The organism is Legionella maioricensis (genome assembly GCF_023618015.1).
Taxonomy (GTDB): Bacteria; Pseudomonadota; Gammaproteobacteria; order Legionellales; family Legionellaceae; genus Legionella; species Legionella maioricensis.
The window spans coordinates 98,140-119,053 of record NZ_JAJKBJ010000001.1; the positions used below are offsets into that span (position 1 = coordinate 98,140).

The window sequence follows — 20,914 nt, forward strand, 5'->3', positions numbered from 1 at the left end:
ATGGCCACGTTAATTAGTCAAATCAATACGAACAGCCAGGAGTTCAAAGACAATCAAAAGGCCATGCAAGCCCTGGTTGACGAGCTGCGTGCAAGAGTCAATCAAATTGCCTTAGGTGGTGATGAAAAAGCTCGAGCCAGACATCTCCAGCATGGCAAACTACTCCCAAGGGAGCGGTTACAGCAATTGTTAGACCCAGGAAGCCCTTTTCTCGAGTTTTCTCAACTTGCGGCCTATGAAGTCTATGAAGATGTGGTTCCAGCTGCCGGGATTATTACGGGGATAGGCCGCATTGCTGGTACTGAATGCGTCATCGTGGTAAACGATGCCACAGTCAAAGGCGGAACTTACTATCCTTTAACAGTAAAAAAACATTTAAGGGCACAGGAAATTGCCCTAGTGAATCATCTGCCCTGTGTTTATTTGGTGGATTCAGGTGGTGCATTTTTACCTCTTCAAGATGAAGTATTTCCTGACCGCGAGCATTTTGGCCGTGTTTTTTATAATCAGGCACAAATGTCAGCTCAAAATATCCCTCAGATTGCGGTCGTTATGGGCTCATGCACAGCGGGTGGCGCTTATGTTCCTGCGATGGCAGATGAATCCATTATGGTAAAAAAGCAGGCCACTATTTTTCTTGGCGGTCCCCCGCTGGTTAAGGCAGCTACAGGAGAGGTAATTAGTGCAGAAGAACTGGGTGGCGCGGAAGTGCACTGTAGACATTCCGGTGTTGCAGATCACTATGCAGAACATGATGCCCATGCGCTCCATTTAGCACGTGTTGCTGTGAGTAACTTAAACCGAAAAAAAATTGATCCCCTTCATCGTATAGAGACTGTAGAGCCACTCTATGATAGTAAAGAACTTAATGGCATTATTCCGACCGATCTAAGAAAGCCTTTTGATATCCGGGAAATTATTGCACGCATAGTTGATGGTTCGGAATTTGACGAGTTTAAAGCACTCTATGGAACGACTGTGGTTTGTGGTTTTGCTCGCCTGTATGGTTATCCGATTGGCATTATTGCCAACAACGGCATCCTGTTTAGTGAAAGCGCTTTAAAAGCAAGTCACTTTATCGAGCTATGCTGTCAACGTAAAATCCCCCTGATATTCCTGCAAAATATTACCGGCTTTATGGTTGGCTCTAAATATGAAGCATCAGGCATTGCCAAGAATGGAGCAAAAATGGTAACCGCGGTCGCCAACGCCAACGTCCCCAAATTAACAGTTATTGTAGGAGGAAGTTTCGGTGCTGGCAATTATGCCATGTGTGGACGAGCATATAATGCCCGATTCCTCTGGACTTGGCCTAATTCGCGGATTTCAGTAATGGGTGGTGAGCAGGCGGCTAACGTTATGGCTCAGATTAATAGAGATAAATGTACCAAGCAGGGCAAAAATTGGCCGGCGGATGAAGAAGAGCTCTTTAAAACCGAGATGCGTTCTCAATACGAGGCTCAAGGTAATCCTTACTATGCCAGCGCGAGGCTCTGGGATGATGGCGTTATTGCACCTGAAGACACACGCATGATCTTAGGACTTAGTTTATCTGCGGCGCTAAACGCACCAATTAAATCAACACGCTTTGGCGTGTTTCGTATGTAAGGAATACTCCCATGAGCGATTTATTCAGCGAAGTCCAGGAAAGAATATGTTTACTTACCATAAACCGTATCAGTAAACACAATGCCTTTGATAATTATCTTTTAGCTGAAATGCGGCAGCAACTTGATGCTGCCATTAGTAATCCCGACGTTCGAGTTATAGTCCTTAAAGCCAATGGAAAACATTTTTCTGCTGGCGCGGATTTGACCTGGATGCAAAACATGGTTCAGTTTACCGAGGAAGAAAACCTAGAAGATACTATGGTGCTTGGAAATTTAATGTATTCCTTAAATCAAAGCCCCAAGCCCACCATAGCGATGGTTCAGGGATCTGCCTTTGGTGGCGGTGCAGGTCTGGTTGCTGCGTGCGACATTGCTATAGCGGCCACCTCAGCCCGTTTTTGTTTTTCAGAAGTAAAATTAGGCCTGATTCCTGCAGTGATTAGCCCTTATGTCGTTAAGGCCATTGGAGAGCGAGCCGCTAAGATGCTGTTCATGAGCGCCGAGATTTTTGACGTGAAGCGTGCTATGGACTTAAATTTAGTACAACACTGCGTTGCAGAAGAAGAGCTATTAGAATTTACTCTCAAATATGCAAAACAAATAGGCAACAATGCACCTGAAGCAGTTAAAATTGCGAAACAATTGGTTCATGATGTAGCGAATAAAAAGATAAACGAAGAGTTAGTGCGTTATACCGCATCCCTAATCGCTCGTAAAAGAGTTTCCGCTGAAGGGCAACAAGGGCTCAAAGCATTCTTAAATAAAGAAACCCCCAACTGGAACTAGAGGCTTGCATGTTTAATAAAATTCTTATTGCTAACCGAGGTGAAATAGCCTGTAGAATCATCAAAACGGCGCGTTCCATGGGCATACACGCTGTCGCCATTTACTCTTCTGTAGACAAAGAAAGTCTCCACGTGCAACTTGCAGACAGCGCTTACTGTGTTGGAGAGGCACAAGCCAAAGACAGCTATTTGAATATAGAGCAAATTATCAAAGTGGCTCAGGAAAGTGGCGCTCAAGCCATTCATCCTGGCTATGGATTTTTATCTGAAAATCCTAAGTTTGCAAAAGCCTGCGAGCAGGCCGGTATTATTTTTATTGGTCCATCGATTGAGGCCATGGAAGCAATGGCTTCAAAACAGTTAGCCAAACAACTTCTTGAGCAAACTAAAGTTCCCTTAACGCCGGGTTATCACGGCAGTGAACAAGGGGAAGATGAACTATTGGCCGCCGCAAAAAAAATCGGGTTCCCTGTTTTAATTAAAGCCGCAAATGGTGGCGGTGGTAAAGGAATGCGTGCCGTTCATAATGAAGCAGAGTTTAGCGAATCCCTTGCTGGAGCTAAAAGAGAGTCTATGGCCAGCTTCGCTGATGACACCATGATTATCGAAAAACTGGTTCTTAATCCACGCCATGTTGAATTGCAAATCATGGCGGATAATTATGGAAATGTCGTTCATCTCTTTGAAAGGGACTGCTCTATTCAACGCAGACATCAAAAAATTGTTGAAGAAGCCCCAGCACCTGATTTATCTTCTTCAATGCGCCAAAATCTAGCTGATGCAGCCTGTGAAGTAGCGCGCTCCATTAATTATAGAGGTGCAGGGACGGTAGAATTCCTGGTTGATGGTAATGAACACTTCTATTTTATGGAAATGAATACAAGACTTCAGGTAGAGCACCCGGTAACCGAAATGATAACCGGCCTTGATCTGGTCTCCTGGCAATTAAAAATTGCTGCAAATGAACCACTTCCTTTGACTCAGGAGCAGATTCAGCCCAATGGTCACGCCATAGAGTGTCGTATCTATGCAGAAGATCCGTTCAATGGCTTTATTCCTTCAATTGGCCAACTTCATTTTTTAAGAGAACCCTCCTTGGAAGGGATTCGTATTGATACCGGAGTTACCCTTTCATCACAAATAACCAAGTATTACGATCCTATGATTGCTAAACTTATTGCTTGGGGACAAAACAGAGAAGAGGCGTTACAACGATTACAACAAGCCCTGACCCACTACTTTATTGGCGGAGTAAAAACTAATATTCCTTTTCTAAAAGCGATTTGCAAACATCCTAAATTCTATCACGCGCAACTGAGCACTGATTTTTTAAGCAAAGAAACAATTGATTTAACCACTCCGGATAAGGAAGTGGCGTTACTGATGACTATAGGTTTTGATTACCTGAGCGCCGTGGACAGTATTAAAGATCCGTTATTGCAAGCAACCTTCTCCTGGCAAATGCATGTTTTAGGTCATTGGACATGGCGATATCAAGATAACGGTGAGTTAATAGAGGCAATAATTACCCCATTAACTAAAAATCAGTTTAGCGTCAAATTAAAAAATAAAGAACATAAAATCAGTGTAAATCTATCTAATGACACCCTGAAAGTTGAAATAGAAAATCAAAGTTACAAAGCCCTGACGGAAAATACAAACCAATCATTGACCTTATATACCGAGCAAGGTCAAATAACTATTGAACGTTTTCATTGGAATAAACTAGACGCTCAAGCCACATTACATAAAGGACAACTCACCGCGCCAATGCCCGCTACAGTAGTGGCTGTCCTTAAAAAAATTGGTGAGCAAGTTAAAGCTGGGGAACGTCTCATTATTTTGGAAGCAATGAAAATGGAGCACACCATTCATGCACCTGCTGATGGGGTCTTATTGGATATATTTTACGCTGTAGGTGCCCAAGTCAGCGAGGGAGCGGAGTTACTGTCGCTAAGTGAAACAGACTCCTAGAGACGTAGGACAATCAAGAGATAATTATGGACTATCCTCAACACGTGACAATAATAGAAGTAGGCCCTCGTGATGGTCTGCAAAATGAATCCTCTTTTGTATCCAGTGATCACAAAATTGAGCTTATCAACTTGCTAAGTGAAACAGGTTTAAAACACATTGAAGTCACCAGTTTTGTTTCAGCAAAATCTATTCCTCAATTAGCCGATAATGAGGTAGTTTTTTCCGCCATAGATAAAGCGCCAGACATTCATTATTCAGTATTGGTCCCTAACGAGCGGGGAATGAATAAAGCACTGGAAGTAGGAGCTAAAGAAATCGCTGTATTTACTGCCGCCAGTGAGTTATTTAATCAACGCAATATAAATTGCTCTATAGAAGAAAGCATTGCTCGTTTTCAACCGGTTCTTGATCTGGCTAAAGCCCATAATGTAAAAGTCCGCGGTTATATTTCCTGCGTCCTGGGCTGCCCTTACCAAGGTGAAATCGATCCCCAAAAAGTTGCTGATGTCACTCAACGGCTTATCGATCTGGGCGTAGATGAAATTTCTTTAGGAGACACTATAGGTGTAGGTACTCCCAAACAAACTCAAAACGTACTTGATAAAGTGTTGAAAATATTACCCCTAAATCAATTAGCCATGCACTTTCATGATACTTATGGTCAGGCAATAGCTAATATTTATGCTTCATTACATTATGGTGTGCACCGTTTTGACAGTTCTGTCGCCGGCCTTGGAGGTTGTCCTTACGCTCAAGGGGCTAGTGGTAATGTGGCTACTGAAGACGTACTTTATTTGATGCATGGTTTAGGAATAAATACAGAGGTTGATATATTTAAAATCGTGGCCGCTGGAGACATGATTTGTAAGATATTGGGACGCAAAAATCAGTCTAAAGTTGCTAATGCAATGCTGGCTAACCCATGTAATTGAATATTATTAATCACCGCCCTCCCTTTTATCTTAAAAAATCAAACCAAGGGGAGCAAATTGCAAGAGAGAACTATTGATGAACGATATAGTATGGACACCCAAACATCCGGAAAAAACCAGAATGTGGCAATTTATGGTCTATGCCGCAGAAAAAAATGGGCAAATTTTTGAGAGTTATCAAGATCTTCATACCTGGTCCATTAAACACCCCGATTCATTCTGGAAGACTCTCTGTGATTTTTTTCATTTAAGTTTTGATACCCCTCCTCATCAGATTCTAAATTATTATAAAGAAATGCTTGAGGCACGCTGGTTCTCAGGAGCACGATTTAATTTTGCCCAAAAACTATTATCGCGAAGAGATAATCACCCTGCTTTAATCAGCTTAAATGAGAATGATAATAAACACATTATCAGCTACGAACAATTGTATCTTGAAGTGGCTCAATGCGCAGCGGGACTAAAAGCAGTTGGGGTAATGGAGGGAGACCGAGTAGCTGCATTGATGCCTAACACGTCCTTTACTATTATTGCAATGCTGGCAACTACCTCTTTAGGAGCAATTTGGTCCTCTTGCTCTCCTGATTTTGGTGCACAAGCCGCCTTGGATCGTCTTGGACAAATTGATCCCAAAGTACTTTTTATTTGTGATGGTCACCAATATCAAGGTAAAAAACACAATGGGGCGCAGAAAATAAAGCAACTCAATGATGAAATTTCATCATTAGTACAAATTGTTATTTGTCCTAATATTGATGAAGAAATCAACCTGTCCGCTATGCCCAAAGCCTTATATTGGAAAGACTTCATCAAACCAGCTAATCATTGTGAATTTGTTTCTTTGCCTTTTGATCACCCTCTTTATATTTTATTTTCCTCTGGTACCACGGGAAAACCCAAGTGCATTATTCATGGCGCAGGGGGAACTTTAATCCAACACCTTAAAGAATTAGGCTTACATACTGACTTAACAGACCAGGACAATTTATGCTTTTACACAACCTGTGGCTGGATGATGTGGAACTGGACTGTTTCCGCCCTGGCATTAGGTGCCACTCTGACTTTATATGAAGGCTCCCCTACTTACCCGGAAAATAATCGTTTGTTTCGCTTGATAGAGGAAGAAAAGGTTACCGTTTTTGGAACCAGCGCTAAATTTCTATCGGCCATAGAAAAAGCAGGAGTTAAACCAAAATCCGAATTTAAATTGGCTCATCTACGCTGCATCCTTTCGACTGGATCACCCTTGTTACCTAAAAACTATGATTTTGTCTATGAGCAAATAAAGTCTGAGTTACAGCTAAGCTCTATATCAGGAGGTACCGATATCATTTCCTGCTTTGCTTTAGGCAATCCAATTCTTCCTGTATACAGAGGCGAATTGCAGTGCATTGGCTTAGGAATGGATGTTAATGTATTTAATGAAGACGGGCAGCCAGTGCATCAAATACGAGGTGAGCTTGTATGTACCAGACCTTTTCCTTCCATGCCAGTAGGATTCTGGAATGATAAAGAGAAAACAGCATACACCCGTGCCTATTTTGAGCGATTTCCAGGAGTTTGGGCCCATGGTGATTTTGCTGAAATAACTGCTCATCATGGCTTAATAATTTATGGACGCTCAGATGCCGTATTAAATCCTGGTGGAGTACGTATTGGTACTGCTGAGATCTATAGACAGGTAGAAAAGATAGATTCAGTCCTTGATAGCATTGTTATTGGACAAGATTGGCAGGATGATGTGCGAGTTGTTTTATTTGTTAAATTACGCGAAGGAGTGACGCTTGGTGAGGAACTAATCAATACCATCAAGCAAACCATCAAACAAAATGCATCCCCAAGACATGTACCAGCAAAAATTCTGCAAGTGGCAGATATTCCGCACACTATTAGCGGCAAAATAGTTGAAATAGCCGTGAGACAAGTGGTTCATAATCAACAGGTAAACAATTTACAATCCCTAGCCAATCCTCAGGCGTTGGAGCATTTCAAAAATCGGGAAGAGTTGAAGAGCTAGTTGGATGAATGCCGTTCAGGTCAAGGTAAGCCGAAGAGGAACACTACATGCAGAGAAATCTGCTATAAATTAACCGTCGTTGCGAGCATAGCGAAGCAGTACGATATTTCAAATAAAACTCCGTTTGGATTGCTTCGCTATGCTCGCAACGACGGGATTTTTTCCTTAGCTATGGTTGCTGTAGACCGGGTGAAAATGACAGCTGAAACCCGAGATTAATGGACTAAATCTCCGAGTTACAACTGAATATAATCCAGGCTACCACGCTTTCCCCTTACCCTGTAGCCCATTACACAGAGCTACTTTCGTTTCAACCAAAAACCTTAAATCCTTCACCCAATTCACAGTGAATCAAATGACTGACTAATACCTCATAATTACTGGCATTCATCATGGTCATTTTTATTGACGCCCCGCCTTCAGAATCAATATTAAATTTGCTGTAATCGAATACAGGAGTACCCGGTGCAATAGGATCATCAAGCGTAAAATGCCTGTCTGAGGCAGTGATTCTTTTATTAGCTACAATCATTACCGCATTAGGTGTTATTGAAGCAGAAACAAGGGGCAGTGGCATTTGGGAGCGACACTCTTTGAAATTAATAACAAAAGTAACCGGCTTACCTTCTGCTACTACTGAAGCGATATCATTAAAAGTGGATAACTCGTCTGCGTGAACGGCAAACGAGAATAAAGTAAAAACAGACAAAACGATTTTTTTCATCACCACGACTCCTTGTATTAAAATTAGGACTAAGGGTGCCAATTAGGATAAGAATTGTCAATTGTCATAACCCAGACAGAAACTCTCAGGATAAAACAGCAACCACCCTCTTTGTTTACCAAAGCACTTTGTGTATACTGTTACAAAGCGTCGATTTGAAAACTCAGCTTGCGGACGCTCAAAAGAGTTCTCTTTTTTGAAAATACGGCTAAAGCGGGCATTGATACTTATCCCCTCTTAGTCTTCCGCCAGCTACAATCCCAGGTTAGAACAATGATAGAATTGAGTGGATTAACTAAATCCTTTTCAGGCAAGCCAGCAGTACAAGATGTTAATTTATTTATTCAAGAAGGCGAAATTTTTGGCATTATCGGAAAAAGTGGTGCAGGAAAATCGACTTTATTAAGATGTATCAATTTATTAGAACGCCCTGATGAAGGCGAAGTCATCATTGATGGTCAATCTCTAATGAATCTTTCAAGAAAAGATTTGGCTTTGGCTCGTCATAAAATAGCAATGATTTTCCAGCATTTTAATTTATTAAATTCAAAAAATGTCTATGACAACATTGCACTTCCCATGAGGATTCAAGGCATAGATGAGGCGTCGATTAAACAAAAAATTGAAGAACTGCTCCCCGTCGTTGAATTAAACGATAAAAAAGAGGCTTATCCCTCACAACTCAGTGGTGGTCAAAAACAACGAGTAGCAATTGCTCGCGCCCTCAGTTGTTCTCCTAAAATTTTGCTTTGCGATGAAGCAACGTCGGCCCTGGATCCCGAAACAACAGACGCCATCCTGGTCTTACTAAAAAAAATTAATTCCTTATATGGAATTACTATAGTCCTTATTACTCATGAAATGGACGTCGTTAAGCGAATTTGTCAAAGACTTTCTGTAATGGTTAATGGAGAAGTGGTAGAAACAACTGCTTTATCGAATGTATTTAATAAACCAGACAGTCTCGCGAGAAATATGCTGTACGCGCAACTGAGCCCAGAGTTGCCGGAATGTCTCACCAGCAGACTCGCAAATTATGCAACAATAAATCCACTACTTCGTTTATTTTTCCAGGGAGAAGAAGCTACTGTTCCCTTTATTAGTCAAACAAGTCGTGAACTCAATATAGATATCAATATATTATTAGCTAATATTGATCGTTATGATGGAGTCACTTGCGGAGTTTTGGTTATTGAATTAACGGCACATCAATTGTTACTTGAAGCATTCCTTGAACGTTGTAAACGAGCCGAATTAACTGTGGAGATTTTAGGCTATGTCCTACCAGATGGTATATAACTTACTTAGTGCAACAGGCGAAACTCTTTATATGGTAGTCATTAGTACCCTGTTTGCTATTTTGTTAGGATTGCCTTTAGGTACCCTACTCTATTCATCCAAATATATTAAGCCCAATCCCAAGCTACACAAAATGTTGTCCGCTTTGATTAATATATTTCGTTCCATACCTTTTATTATTTTATTGGTTGCTATCATTCCTTTCACTCGACTTTTAGTAGGTACCTCTATAGGGATGAACGCAGCTATTATGCCTTTAAGTATCGGCGCGACACCATTTTTTGCTCGACTGGTTGATAATGTCTTTCAAAGTTTATCCACTGGTCTTATAGAAACTGGTTATGCTATGGGTGCAAATACCCGCCAAATTGTTCTCCATATTTTACTTCCCGAAGCAACATCAGGATTAATTCATGCGGTCACTGTAACTGCCATTACTTTAGTCAATTACTCAGCAATGGCGGGGACTGTTGGAGCCGGCGGCCTGGGCACTTTAGCCATTAATTACGGTTATCAACGTTTTGATGCCGGAGTCATGATATCAACAGTTATTGTTTTAATTCTAATGGTCCAACTGATGCAAATGTTGGGAGATTATTTAGCAAAACGTTTCATACATCACTAATGTTGGAGTCTAAAAGATGCGAATTTTAAGTTATATACTTTTAATAGTCAGCCTGGTCGCTTGTAGTAATAAACCCTCACCTAATACTTTAGTCGTAGGAACTATTGCCGGACCTGAAACTGAACTTATAGAAACAGCAAAAAAAGTCGCTGAAGCAAAATATGGATTAACCATTAAAATTGTAGAATTTAATGATTACAATTTACCTAATGAAGCTTTACAAGATGGCAGCCTGGACGTTAATGTGTACCAACATTTACCTTATTTAAAAGCAGCTATTCTTTCTCATGGTTATAATTTACAAGCAATAGGAAGAACCTTTGTTTACCCTATGGGCATTTATTCCAAAAAATTTAAATCACTTCAAGACTTGCCCGAGGGTTCAGTTATAGCTGTTCCCAATGATCCCTCTAATGAAATGCGTGCCTTTTTATTATTAGAAGAATCCCATTTAATTACTTTAAAAAATACCACCAATAGCGGTATTCCTGAAATAGAGTCTAATCCTAAGAAACTCCAATTTAAAGAAATGGATGCCGCACAATTACCAAGAGCACTGCCCGATGTTGCCGCAGCAGTAATTAATACTACCTTCGCATTACCTGCTGGATTAATCCCTACGCGCGATGCCTTATTTACCGAAAATAAAGATTCGCCTTACGCCAATATTATCGTTATTCGACGTGATACTCAAAAAAGACCTCAATTGGAATTATTTGTTAAAGCACTCAATTCAGATGAAGTAAAAGAAAAAGCCAAAACCCTCTTTGGTGATTCAGCAATCCCTGCCTGGTAAAAGTACTAGCCCATAGCCGTCCAAGGGTTTTCCCTTGTTCTGACGGCTATGGCCTATAACTCCTTCATAATATTGTGTAGTTTGACTTATAAAGCAGTCCAATCTTTGCTCTCATTTTTTTCAGATAAGCAGTAATTTTTTTTATAAACCATCTTTTTAAATTTAATTTTTACTTAATAAAAAGGTGTTATACTTTAAATAAGCAAATCTATAGGTAAGTATTATGGCTTTCTACAATGGTTTACCTCTTTTCGGCCCACATTTAAAATCAGACAGTCGCTTGAAAATGTTCTCTGTTGAGGAACAAAAAAAATTACAAGCAGATTATAGAGACGCCTTGGGTATTGGCAAAAATACTACCTTCAGCGCTGACGCGTTTGATACCCTGGCTAAGGGCAGCATTCGAGACGTTCATCTTTTTGAAAAAACCAAAGGCCCTGGTAATGTAGACATTCATAAGAAACTCACTGGCGAGAAACTGACAACCGAAGAAGATAAAGAGGCGGCCAAAGCAGTCAGAGATGCTATTGATAAAGCCTTAAAAGCCTCTCCCGAATTTAATAAAGCCCAAACAGACTATACTGAGTCGGTAGCTACTTTTAGACAGCTGGCAGATAAAGTACCAGGTGAACTCAAAGCACGAGCCCTGATAGACCTGATGGCTGAATTAAAAGACGATGCAATAAAAGCAATCAAACTACAACAAAAAAATGAACGAGCATTATTAGAAGAGCAATTTAAAGATGAGAATTTCAAAGCCAATTTATCCAAGGTTTTAAGTCTCAACAGTCCATCAGATATTGATGTTGTTAAAGGCAATATGCTCAAGGACCTGGAAGCGAACCAGAAAAAACAACTGAAAGCATTTGAAGACTCTACTACCAAGTCTGAAACCACCCTGCATAAAGCAGCTGCTGCAGAGCAGAGCGAATTACTATTTATTGCTAATTTGCATAAAAATAATGCGGAAATGCGACAAAGAATTATAGATATTGCGGAACAGAAACGACAAAAAGCCATTCAAGATGCAATAGCTAAAGGAGAGACACCTCCTCCATCTCCTCCAGCAGTTACTGCAACCATTGGAGCAAGTGCGAATGGATTAGTTCTTTCTGGCATTACTATGGCCGACATAGGCACAATAAAAACTCTTTCTGGAAAATACGATATCGTACCCGTTCCAGGACAGGCAGGTTCTTATACAATGGACATGGGTTCAAGTGCTCTTTTTGGTGCAACTCTTTTCAATCCGGGTTATTATCAGGATCCTCGCCAAAATGTTCTGGCTGATTTTACCCTGATGGCACAGGCGGTGCGTGCTTCTGGTTATGAAAAAATTAAACTGGAAATGGATTTTGAACCTGAAGAAGTAGCTAAGGAGCGAGCAAGACAAGCATACGAAGCAGCTATTAATACTGGATTTCCGCGCCAAGTATCGCCAAAATCTGATAAAAATCCAGATAATATAGTGATTATGGTCAATGGAAAAGAGATGAGGGCAGACGAGCTCTTTAAAGGTCATGAAAGCGAGTTGCAAAGAATTCATGGAAATGCAAATAGAGTCGCCGAGGAGCTAAAAAGCATATCTCAGATACCTAAAGGGGCTGTTGATCTCGCTCCAATTAAAAACACAATGAATGAAATAAGAGCAGCAAACAAGCAAGCAAAACAAGAGGCGGAGAACCAAGAAGACGAGCAATTGGATACGTCTACATCCCTATCAATGCAATAACACCAGTTTGTGAGTAACTTGGCAATGTATTCATTGCCAAGTTACCTTATTGCTCTTTTTTACTGCTCAAAAAATTCCACTATTCCTAGCGCCTAATTTCTGTTATTTTAAATAGGAAAACCACAGTTCAAAAAACTATAGTAGGATGCGTATGTCATTAATTTTTATACGCTTTTTATAAATGCAATGACAAATAAAAACCCAATGTAATTCTTTTGATCTAAAATGGAATTCGACTGGTTTGGCTAAGGAGATGGCTATGAGTGCACGTCGTTTTGATGAGTTTGAAAATGAAATTGAAGATTTTAGTGATAAGGAAACAATTGTCCCTGAATCAAGTCCCTCTACCAAGTTAGAACGAAGAAGAAAAATCGAAGATTTATTTGAAGAAAAACGCTTAAGGGAAGAGCTTGAAGAATTTGGTTAATTAAACGCACCTAATGTGACTTCTCAATAACTCCGTGAAGCACCCATCTCAAAATGCAACTGGCGTGGAGCCTGCATTTGGAAATGTTAGTGTTCGCGGCATATGTCACTATTTTGAAAGCCAGATAAAAAACAGTCGTCATTGTGAACAAAGTGAAGCAATCCAGCTCGGATGTCAACGAAGCATCGTTTTGCTTCGCCAAAGCTCGCCATGACGAAATAGGCATTCCCCGCGAACATTTTGAAGATCACTGTGTTCGAAATGACAAATCCTCAGAATTATTGGGAAGGTTTCTAGATTTTAGGCAAATAAATATCAAAGCGGACGGTTTTACCTTCGATACAAGAGTTAGCTGGTAATAAAGCAGTAGCCTTTTGCGGCCACTTAACCACAACTCTTTGCTTGACCCGAGTAGTGGCCAGATTTAGCAACGCCAGGGCATCTTGATCGGCCCCAATCATTTGCTGTAATGCCTGCAGTTCTTTTTTCACTAAAGCCGATTTATTGCGCTCTGGATGCATGGGATCGATATAAATTACATCTGGATAATCTTCCCTAGCCAAATGATTTAAATAAGAATAGGCATCTGTTTCCTTTAAGGACAATTGCATTTTTTCTTTATCCAAAATACCTCTATGTTCCAAGGCATCAGCAAGCAAAGTGGCCATCACCGGATGACGCTCAAGCATGGTCACTTCAGCACCAAAACTTGCTAAAATCGCCGCATCCCTCCCCCACCCAGCTGTTGCATCAATTATTTTAAGACCTTTAGTCGGTTTACAGGCTCGAACCAAGCCTTGTGTCTTTCCTTCAGCTCGTCTTTGATTCCATGCGGCAAGGGTAAAATCCGCAAAGAGTAGAGAAAAGGTCGGTATTTTTAAAGCAAGTTTTTCAGCGGTGACAAATAAACAAGGATTAGCATCCTTATCCAAAAGATAATTTAATCGTTCTGCAAGCAGACGTGCTTTCTCCCGCAAGGTGTCGTTTTCATATCCAATGGAAGTAATAAAACTCATGATTGCACTAATAAGAGCTGATCAACATATTCCGCGAGAGAGTGAAACACAGGTACTTCGGGATATGCTTTTAGGTCGACAACATCGGTCATGCTGGAAAGCACCATAACAGGATCTGCCTCAACTGCAAGAGCGGCTTGAATATCAGAAACTCTATCTCCGACAAAAGGGACATGCTTTAGCGAACAACCAAGCCGTTTCGCTAAAGCATATAACATTCCAGGTTGCGGTTTTCTACACAGACATCTTTCTTCAGGTAAATGAATGCAATATTCTATAGCATCAATTTGACCACCTGCTTTTTGTACTGCCAAGATCATTTTATCGTGTATTGCATTGAGCTCTGCCTCAGTATAAAGACCTCTTGAGACCCCTGATTGATTCGTTGCAATACCGATTTGATACCCTGCCTCTTTTAAACGAACAATAGCTTCTACAGCCCCAGGAATTAAAATAAACTCATCTTCATTTTTGATATAATGAAGAGAGTCCTGATTAATCACCCCATCTCTATCCAAAAGAATTAAACGAGTCATATCAGCTGTAGCATAGAAATATCTGCAACCCCTTGTAATAATTTCTGTAGACGGGCGAGAATGGCTAAGCGATTCTTTTTTACTTGCTCGTCATCAACCATAACCATCACCTGATCAAAAAATGCATCTACAGGCTCTCTAAGACTGGCCAATTGCTTCAACACCGAGCCGTAATCTTCCGCAACATATAAAGACTCTATTGATTGAGTCACCTTATTCAGATGGTCGTAAAGACTTTGCTCTGCTCCCTCTTCTATCAATTGTTCATTAATATCCATTGCTGAAGTTATTTTTGCCTGGCTTATTAAATTATTAACGCGCTTACATGCTGCCGAAAGAGAGGCTGCCTCAGGCATAGTAACAAAGGATTTTAATGCATTTAATCGTTTGTCTAAGTCATAGAGCCATTCATCCTGGCGAGCCCTCACCGCATGAATTAAATCGACGCTAATACCCAAACTTTGATAATAAGATTGTAATCGCTCAAGAATAAACGGTTTTAATTCAAGAATTAATGCCTTATCTTCAGGTAATGTGTCGCCATAATTCTTTATGGCCTCTTCTATCAATGTAGCGATATTTAAAGTCGCAGGCGTTGCAATCAATAAACGAACAACCGCCAAAGCATGTCGACGCAATTTAAATGGATCTTTTACTCCAGAAGGTTTTTGGCCTATTGCAAAAATACCCACTAAAGTATCTATTCGATCCGCTAATGAAAGTGCCATACCTAATGGTGATTCAGGTAAATTATCTGCGGAAAAACGAGGCATGTATTGTTCATTTAATGCGTGTGCAACAGCATTATCTTCACCGTCGTTCAGAGCATAATAATATCCCATCAATCCCTGTAACTCCGGGAACTCCCCAACCATCCCTGTTAATAAATCACATTTACTCAATAAAGCAGCTCGTTCTGCCTGTTGCTGGGAAATACCCAGTGACCGGCTTAAGTAAACCATTAACTCTTTTACTCGTCTGGCTTTATCCTGCAAACTGCCAAGACGAGCCTGAAATACCACTTGTTCCGTTGCAGGAATATGTTGACTTAAGGGGTGTTTTTTATCTTGTCGGAAAAAGAATGCGGCGTCACTTAAACGTGCCCGCATTACTTTTTCATTCCCCTGAATCACCTGCTGTGGATTAGTGCTTTCTATATTGGCAACTGTAATAAAATGAGGTAATAACTTACCCTGTTGATTCTTTAAGGCGAATGTTTTTTGATGAGATTGCATGGAAGCGATTAAAGCCTCTGCGGGGACTTCAAGAAACTCTTCTTCAAAATTAGCAATCAACGCCTGAGGCCATTCCACGATTGAAGTAACTTCATCAACTAACTCTTCTGGCATAATCACTGTTGCATTATAAGGAACCGCCAATTGTTGCACTTGCTCTTTAATCATTTGGCGTCTGGCTGCAAAATCGGCAATTACAAAAGAGTCACGCATTTGAGACTCATAACTTTGAGCGGATTCAATAGTAACTTCCTGGGGATGGTGGAAGCGGTGTCCTTTACTTTGACGACCAGTTTTAACACCAAGAATGTTATGCTCAAGCAGTTCATTACCATAGATCATCACTGCCCAATGCACTGGTCTGGCGAATTCTTCTTCACCATTCCCCCAGCGCATGGGTTTAGCAATAGGTAAAGAAGCGATACACTGACTAACCAACCCAGGAAGTATTTCTTTTGTCTGGCTTCCTGAGTTTTTTATTTCGCAAACCATCCAATCGCCTTTATCTGTTTGTATCTTTAACAGCTGATCAATTTCCACGCCGCATGATTTGGCAAACCCCAACAGAGCGGGAGTAGGTTTTCCCTCCTGATCATAAGCAGCCACAGCAGCTGGGCCGCGACGAGTTACAATTTGACTTTCCTGCTCAGTTTGCAAATCGCAAATCATAATAGCCAAGCGTCTTGGAGTAGCAAAGCGTTTTACTTCGCCATAATGCAACTGTGCTTTATCTAAAGCCGCTAATAATTGATTGGCAAATTCGTTAGCCAAGGGCCAGACTGCTCCTGAAGGCAACTCTTCACAACCTAATTCAAATATAAAATCATTGACCATCACACACCTTTTGCATAGGGAAGCCTAAAGCCTCACGCGCCTGATAATAAGCTTGTGCCACTGCTCTTGACAGTTGTCTTACCCGTAAAATAAAACGTTGTCGCTCGGTAACGGATATCGCTTTACGAGCATCGAGTAAATTAAATGAATGAGATGCTTTCATTACCATCTCATAGGCAGGAAGTGGCAACTGCAAAGCAATTAACTTTTGCGCTTCACACTCATAATAATCAAACTGCTTAAATAATTCGTCAACATTTGCATGTTCGAAATTATAAGCCGACATCTCTACTTCATTTTGATGGAATACATCACCATAAGTAACTACTCCATTAGGGGTTTTACACCAAGGTAAATCAAATAAATTATCTACCCCTAAAACAAACATGGAAATACGCTCAAGACCATAAGTTAATTCACCAGTAACGGGTTTACAAATCAAACCACCGACTTGCTGAAAATAAGTAAATTGAGAGACTTCCATACCATTTTGCCAGACTTCCCAACCTAGTCCCCACGCTCCTAAAGTAGGAGACTCCCAGTTGTCCTCAACAAAACGAATGTCATCAGCCAGGGGATCAACGCCTAAAGCGCGTAATGAATCCAAGTATTTGTCTTGAATGTCCAATGGAGACGGTTTTAAGACCACCTGAAATTGATAGTAATGTTGTACGCGATTAGGATTTTCCCCATAGCGCCCATCCGTAGGTCTTCGAGAAGGTTGAACATAAGCGGCAGACCAAGGTTCGGGACCTATTGCCCGCAAAAAAGTCGCAGGATGAAAAGTGCCTGCGCCAACTTCCATATCGAGAGGTTGCAAAATGACACAGCCCTGGGCCGCCCAATATTGCTGTAAGGTTAAGATAATATCCTGAAATGTTGTTGGTTTTATCATGAGAATCTCAAAATTAACATTTATGACATGCATATCGCATAGGTTAATGCGGAACCAAGTAAAGATTGGGAGGAACCGGTAGGTATTATAAACATAGAATTAGAACAATATAAACTGTACACCTAAGCCGGAAAGTGTTGGACTTCACCTCATCCAGCGCTCACTGCCATTAAGTTAAGGAAAAACGTCATCTCGAGCATAGAGAGAGATCTTCTGAATATCAGGAGATTCTTCGTCGCGACCTCCTCAGGATGACAAAAAAATTCCTTAACTTAATGGCAGCGCTCCAGCACCAACCTACTTTTGTAAAATAACCTGGCGGCAGGGCAGCCAGGTTAGGAAAACCTAGTTTCCAGCTGCTTTTTTAATTAACTCTTGTAATGATTCTTCGCTTGCAGCACCCGGAATAAATGAAGGCTCAGTACCTGCTTTAAGTTGGCCATCTGGTGTAGATGCTATTATAAATGCAGGCGTACCCATCAAGTGTAATTTTTCAGCCAACTGACGATTAGCATCTAAAATATCACTGACTTCTTTACTTTCCATATCCTTCTTCAACTTAGCCATATCCAAACCTAAAGATTTGGCGGTGTTCATCACAACTTGGCTATCGATACGCTTGTCAACTTTAAATAAAGCTTCGTGCATGGCTTGATATTTACCTTGCATGCCCGCAGCCAGCGCAGCTCTTGAAGCCATCTCAGAACTCTTACCAAAAATCGGGAACTCTTTATAGATGACTCGTAAGTCTCTGTCTTTTTTAACCAGATTACTCATGGTTGGAGACATTTTTTTACAATGAATGCATTGATAATCAAAAAACTCAACGACAGTTACATTGCCTTTAGGATTGCCAGCGGTAGTCAGCTTACCTTGAAATAATTGTGCTGCATTTTCCTGAATAGCAGATTGCGCTTGTTGCTGCATGTTTTGTTGTTGCTTTTGTTGTAAGGCTTGAGATGCTTCTAACAATACTTCAGGATTACTCACCAAATAATCGTGAACCAGTTTTTCAATTTCTTTCTTTTGAGCATCGGACATAGGAGGGGTAGTTGTAGCATCAGCTGCCATAACTGCTGGTGATACTAAAGATGTTGCCAGTGCTCCTGCCGCTAGTAAATTTGTAAATTTCACTCAATTCCCCTTTTTAATAGTTAACTAATAATTTTAAGTCAATTTCCTTCACCAAACGGCACCCTAGCATCCAGTTGAGAAAAATTCAATATTTTAATGTATTAAGTCGAGTAGATTAACCTCAAAAGTGAGAGCACTCATCAACTACGGTTAAATTAGCATAGGCGAGAACTAACCACTTAACTCCATGCTCCCTGAATTTGACCTGCACCCTGGTGTGTGCTCCCGCGCCCTCAACAGCCAATACAACCCCTTGACCAAATTTGGCATGAACCACATTTTGTCCCAAAGGTATTCCAGCTGTTTCAGCTGCAGAAGGAATTGAGGAGCGTGCACTTGAAGGAGATTGAAAACGAGCCTTAACACGTACCTCATCAATTAATTCCGCAGGTAACTCACGTAAAAACCTGGAAGGTCGGTGATACTCTTCACGCCCATATTGTCGCCTTACTTCTGCATAAGATAAAATCAGCTTGCGCATTGCGCGAGTCATTCCCACATAACACAAGCGGCGTTCTTCCTCCAAACGCCCGGGCTCTTCTATAGATTGTTTACCGGGGAAAACCCCCTCTTCCATACCCACCAAAAAGACAATTGGAAACTCAAGTCCTTTAGCGGCATGCAAGGTCATCAAATGAACGTAGCGTTCATGTTCTTCTGCTTGCATTTCCCCGGATTCCAAAGAAGCGTGTGCTAAAAAAGCATTAACCAACGGCAAGTCATCTTCTTCATCTTGCTCGTAATCATAACGGAATTGTTTCGCGGCATTAATTAATTCCTGCAAGTTATCCAGACGCGATTCTGATTTATCTCCTTTAATTTTACTAAAATGAGCGTATAAACCACTCGTCTGAATCACTGCAGATAATTGCTCGTCTAATTCCATATGAGCAGTTTGAAGTTGTAGTGTTTCAATTAATTGAATAAATTTTGCTAAAGACGTACCGGCTCTTTGTGCCATCTCACCAGATTGCAGTAGTTCTTTGGCAGCGCTCCACATGGAACTTTGTTCGGACTTGGCGTAGTGACGCAAATCGTCCAATGTTTTTTCACCTATACCTCGAGTTGGTAAATTCACTACCCTCTCAAAAGCGGTATCATCATTAGGATTCACTAATAAACGTAAATAAGCCAATGTATCTTTTACTTCAGCCCTATCAAAAAAACGTACTCCGCCATAAATTCGATAAGCAATCCCGGCGCGTAATAAAGCCTCTTCCAAAACTCGTGATTGAGCATTTGAACGATATAAAATAGCAATTTCATCCGCACTATTTCCCTGATTAATTTCCATCATGATTCGTTCACTAACAAAACGTGCCTCTTCTAATTCATTAAAGGCACTGTAGACCACAATCTTTTCACCAGCACTTCCCGCAGTCCATAAATCTTTACCCATACGCGAATTATTATTGGTAATTAATCGATTAGCCGCCTCCAGAATAGTGCCCGTTGAACGATAATTTTGTTCCAGTCTGATAATGTGAGTTTCTTTAAAATCTTTCGAAAATTGCTGAATATTCTCAACCTTGGCGCCACGCCATCCATAGATAGACTGATCATCGTCACCAACAGCCAAAACAGCAGCCTCTTCGCCAGCAAGAAGGCGTATCCAGGCATATTGGATGGTATTGGTATCTTGAAATTCATCCACTAGTATTGCCTGAAAACGATTACGATAGTGGGCGAGAATCTCGGGATTATCACGTAATAATTCATGAGTTCTCAACAACAACTCGGCAAAATCAATAACTCCTGCGGTTTGACAGGCTTGTTCATAAGCTTGATAAATCGCAACCAGGGTCTTACCCGGCCCATAAGACAATACATTGACATGTTGTGGACGTATTCCTTCATCTTTTCTTCCATTAATAAAAGATTGCGCTTGTTTCACGGACCATTGATCGGGATCAAGATTGAGTGAAGCAATAACCCGTTTAATCACCCGAGCCTGATCTTCTGAATCCAGAATATGAAATTGTTCTGGCAAATTGGCTTCTTTATAATGACGGCGTAATAGGCGATGACATAGGCCATGAAAAGTTCCAACCCATAATCCCAATACGGGTGTAGCAAGCATAGAAGTTAAGCGCGAGCGCATTTCACCGGCTGCCTTGTTCGTAAAGGTTACAGCCAAAATTGCATGTGGAGAAAGATGTTCCTGTTCAATTAACCAGGCAATCCGACTGACCAAAACTCGAGTTTTTCCACTTCCTGCCCCAGCTAAAACCAGCATATTTCCCAGTGGAGAAGTAACTGCCTCACGTTGCCTTTCATTCAGTCCGTTAAGAAGTGCTGCCATGGTCATAAATTAGTTCCAACAAAAAATAGAGTGTGCAT

General features: G+C 40.9%; 17 protein-coding genes. 10 read left to right on the plus strand and 7 right to left on the minus strand.

From position 1 onward, the window contains the following. From LOX96_RS00325 to LOX96_RS00345, 5 genes are all read left to right on the plus strand, one after another. The gene (locus LOX96_RS00325) at positions 1 to 1,608 is read left to right on the plus strand and encodes a carboxyl transferase domain-containing protein (protein ID WP_250419984.1); all 1,608 of its coding nucleotides are present in this window, start codon (positions 1 to 3) and stop codon (positions 1,606 to 1,608) included. An 11-nt stretch (positions 1,609 to 1,619) separates the two neighbouring features. After that, positions 1,620 to 2,396, plus strand: a complete 777-nt coding sequence (locus tag LOX96_RS00330; RefSeq protein WP_250419982.1) for an enoyl-CoA hydratase-related protein — start codon at positions 1,620 to 1,622, stop codon at positions 2,394 to 2,396. A gap of 8 nt (positions 2,397 to 2,404) precedes the next feature. Beyond that, positions 2,405 to 4,369, plus strand: a complete 1,965-nt coding sequence (locus LOX96_RS00335; protein WP_250419980.1) for an acetyl-CoA carboxylase biotin carboxylase subunit — start codon at positions 2,405 to 2,407, stop codon at positions 4,367 to 4,369. Positions 4,370 to 4,395: 26 nt separating this feature from the next. After that, positions 4,396 to 5,304 (plus strand): hydroxymethylglutaryl-CoA lyase, encoded by a 909-nt coding sequence (locus LOX96_RS00340; protein ID WP_250419979.1) that lies wholly within the window; start codon positions 4,396 to 4,398, stop codon positions 5,302 to 5,304. A 76-nt stretch (positions 5,305 to 5,380) separates the two neighbouring features. Then, the gene (locus LOX96_RS00345; protein ID WP_250419977.1) at positions 5,381 to 7,321 is read left to right on the plus strand and encodes an acetoacetate--CoA ligase; all 1,941 of its coding nucleotides are present in this window, start codon (positions 5,381 to 5,383) and stop codon (positions 7,319 to 7,321) included. A 310-nt stretch (positions 7,322 to 7,631) separates the two neighbouring features. Here LOX96_RS00345 and LOX96_RS00350 read toward each other — a convergent pair whose 3' ends face one another. Further along, positions 7,632 to 8,045, minus strand: a complete 414-nt coding sequence (locus LOX96_RS00350; RefSeq protein ID WP_250419975.1) for a VirK family protein — start codon at positions 8,043 to 8,045, stop codon at positions 7,632 to 7,634. Between the two features lie 273 nt (positions 8,046 to 8,318). Here LOX96_RS00350 and LOX96_RS00355 point away from each other — a divergent pair, with 273 nt between their 5' ends. The 5 genes from LOX96_RS00355 (at position 8,319) to LOX96_RS00375 (ending at position 12,924) form a co-directional block, all read left to right on the plus strand. After that, positions 8,319 to 9,344 (plus strand): methionine ABC transporter ATP-binding protein, encoded by a 1,026-nt coding sequence (locus LOX96_RS00355; RefSeq protein WP_250419973.1) that lies wholly within the window; start codon positions 8,319 to 8,321, stop codon positions 9,342 to 9,344. Further along, complete coding sequence (locus LOX96_RS00360; protein WP_250419971.1) at positions 9,322 to 9,969, plus strand: methionine ABC transporter permease; 648 nt, start codon at positions 9,322 to 9,324, stop codon at positions 9,967 to 9,969. The genes LOX96_RS00355 and LOX96_RS00360 overlap by 23 nt, the downstream gene beginning before the upstream one ends. Positions 9,970 to 9,985: 16 nt before the next feature. Next, the gene (locus LOX96_RS00365; protein WP_250419969.1) at positions 9,986 to 10,765 is read left to right on the plus strand and encodes a MetQ/NlpA family ABC transporter substrate-binding protein; all 780 of its coding nucleotides are present in this window, start codon (positions 9,986 to 9,988) and stop codon (positions 10,763 to 10,765) included. A gap of 223 nt (positions 10,766 to 10,988) precedes the next feature. Beyond that, positions 10,989 to 12,497: a hypothetical protein gene (locus LOX96_RS00370; RefSeq protein WP_250419967.1), complete on the plus strand. Its 1,509-nt coding sequence runs from the start codon at positions 10,989 to 10,991 to the stop codon at positions 12,495 to 12,497. A gap of 259 nt (positions 12,498 to 12,756) precedes the next feature. Then, a complete protein-coding gene (locus LOX96_RS00375) occupies positions 12,757 to 12,924 on the plus strand; it encodes a PA3496 family putative envelope integrity protein (RefSeq protein ID WP_250419965.1) in 168 nt (55 codons plus the stop codon). A 293-nt stretch (positions 12,925 to 13,217) separates the two neighbouring features. On the opposite strand, the gene LOX96_RS00380 is transcribed toward LOX96_RS00375, so the two are convergent. From LOX96_RS00380 to uvrD, 6 genes are all read right to left on the minus strand, one after another. Then, a complete protein-coding gene (locus LOX96_RS00380; protein ID WP_250419962.1) occupies positions 13,218 to 13,940 on the minus strand; it encodes a class I SAM-dependent methyltransferase in 723 nt (240 codons plus the stop codon). Beyond that, complete coding sequence (gene gmhB / locus LOX96_RS00385; RefSeq protein WP_250419959.1) at positions 13,937 to 14,476, minus strand: D-glycero-beta-D-manno-heptose 1,7-bisphosphate 7-phosphatase; 540 nt, start codon at positions 14,474 to 14,476, stop codon at positions 13,937 to 13,939. Before gmhB ends, LOX96_RS00380 begins: the two co-directional genes overlap by 4 nt. Then, positions 14,473 to 16,545 carry a glycine--tRNA ligase subunit beta gene (gene glyS, locus LOX96_RS00390; protein ID WP_250419957.1) on the minus strand — a complete coding sequence of 691 codons (2,073 nt, stop codon included), beginning with the start codon at positions 16,543 to 16,545 and terminating at the stop codon, positions 14,473 to 14,475. Before glyS ends, gmhB begins: the two co-directional genes overlap by 4 nt. Then, positions 16,535 to 17,440 (minus strand): glycine--tRNA ligase subunit alpha, encoded by a 906-nt coding sequence (gene glyQ / locus LOX96_RS00395; protein WP_250419954.1) that lies wholly within the window; start codon positions 17,438 to 17,440, stop codon positions 16,535 to 16,537. The genes glyS and glyQ overlap by 11 nt, the downstream gene beginning before the upstream one ends. Before the next feature lie 345 nt (positions 17,441 to 17,785). Next, the gene (locus LOX96_RS00400; protein WP_250419950.1) at positions 17,786 to 18,574 is read right to left on the minus strand and encodes a DsbA family protein; all 789 of its coding nucleotides are present in this window, start codon (positions 18,572 to 18,574) and stop codon (positions 17,786 to 17,788) included. A gap of 121 nt (positions 18,575 to 18,695) precedes the next feature. Further along, positions 18,696 to 20,882: a DNA helicase II gene (uvrD, locus tag LOX96_RS00405; RefSeq protein ID WP_250419948.1), complete on the minus strand. Its 2,187-nt coding sequence runs from the start codon at positions 20,880 to 20,882 to the stop codon at positions 18,696 to 18,698. Between the last annotated feature and the right edge of the window lie 32 nt (positions 20,883 to 20,914).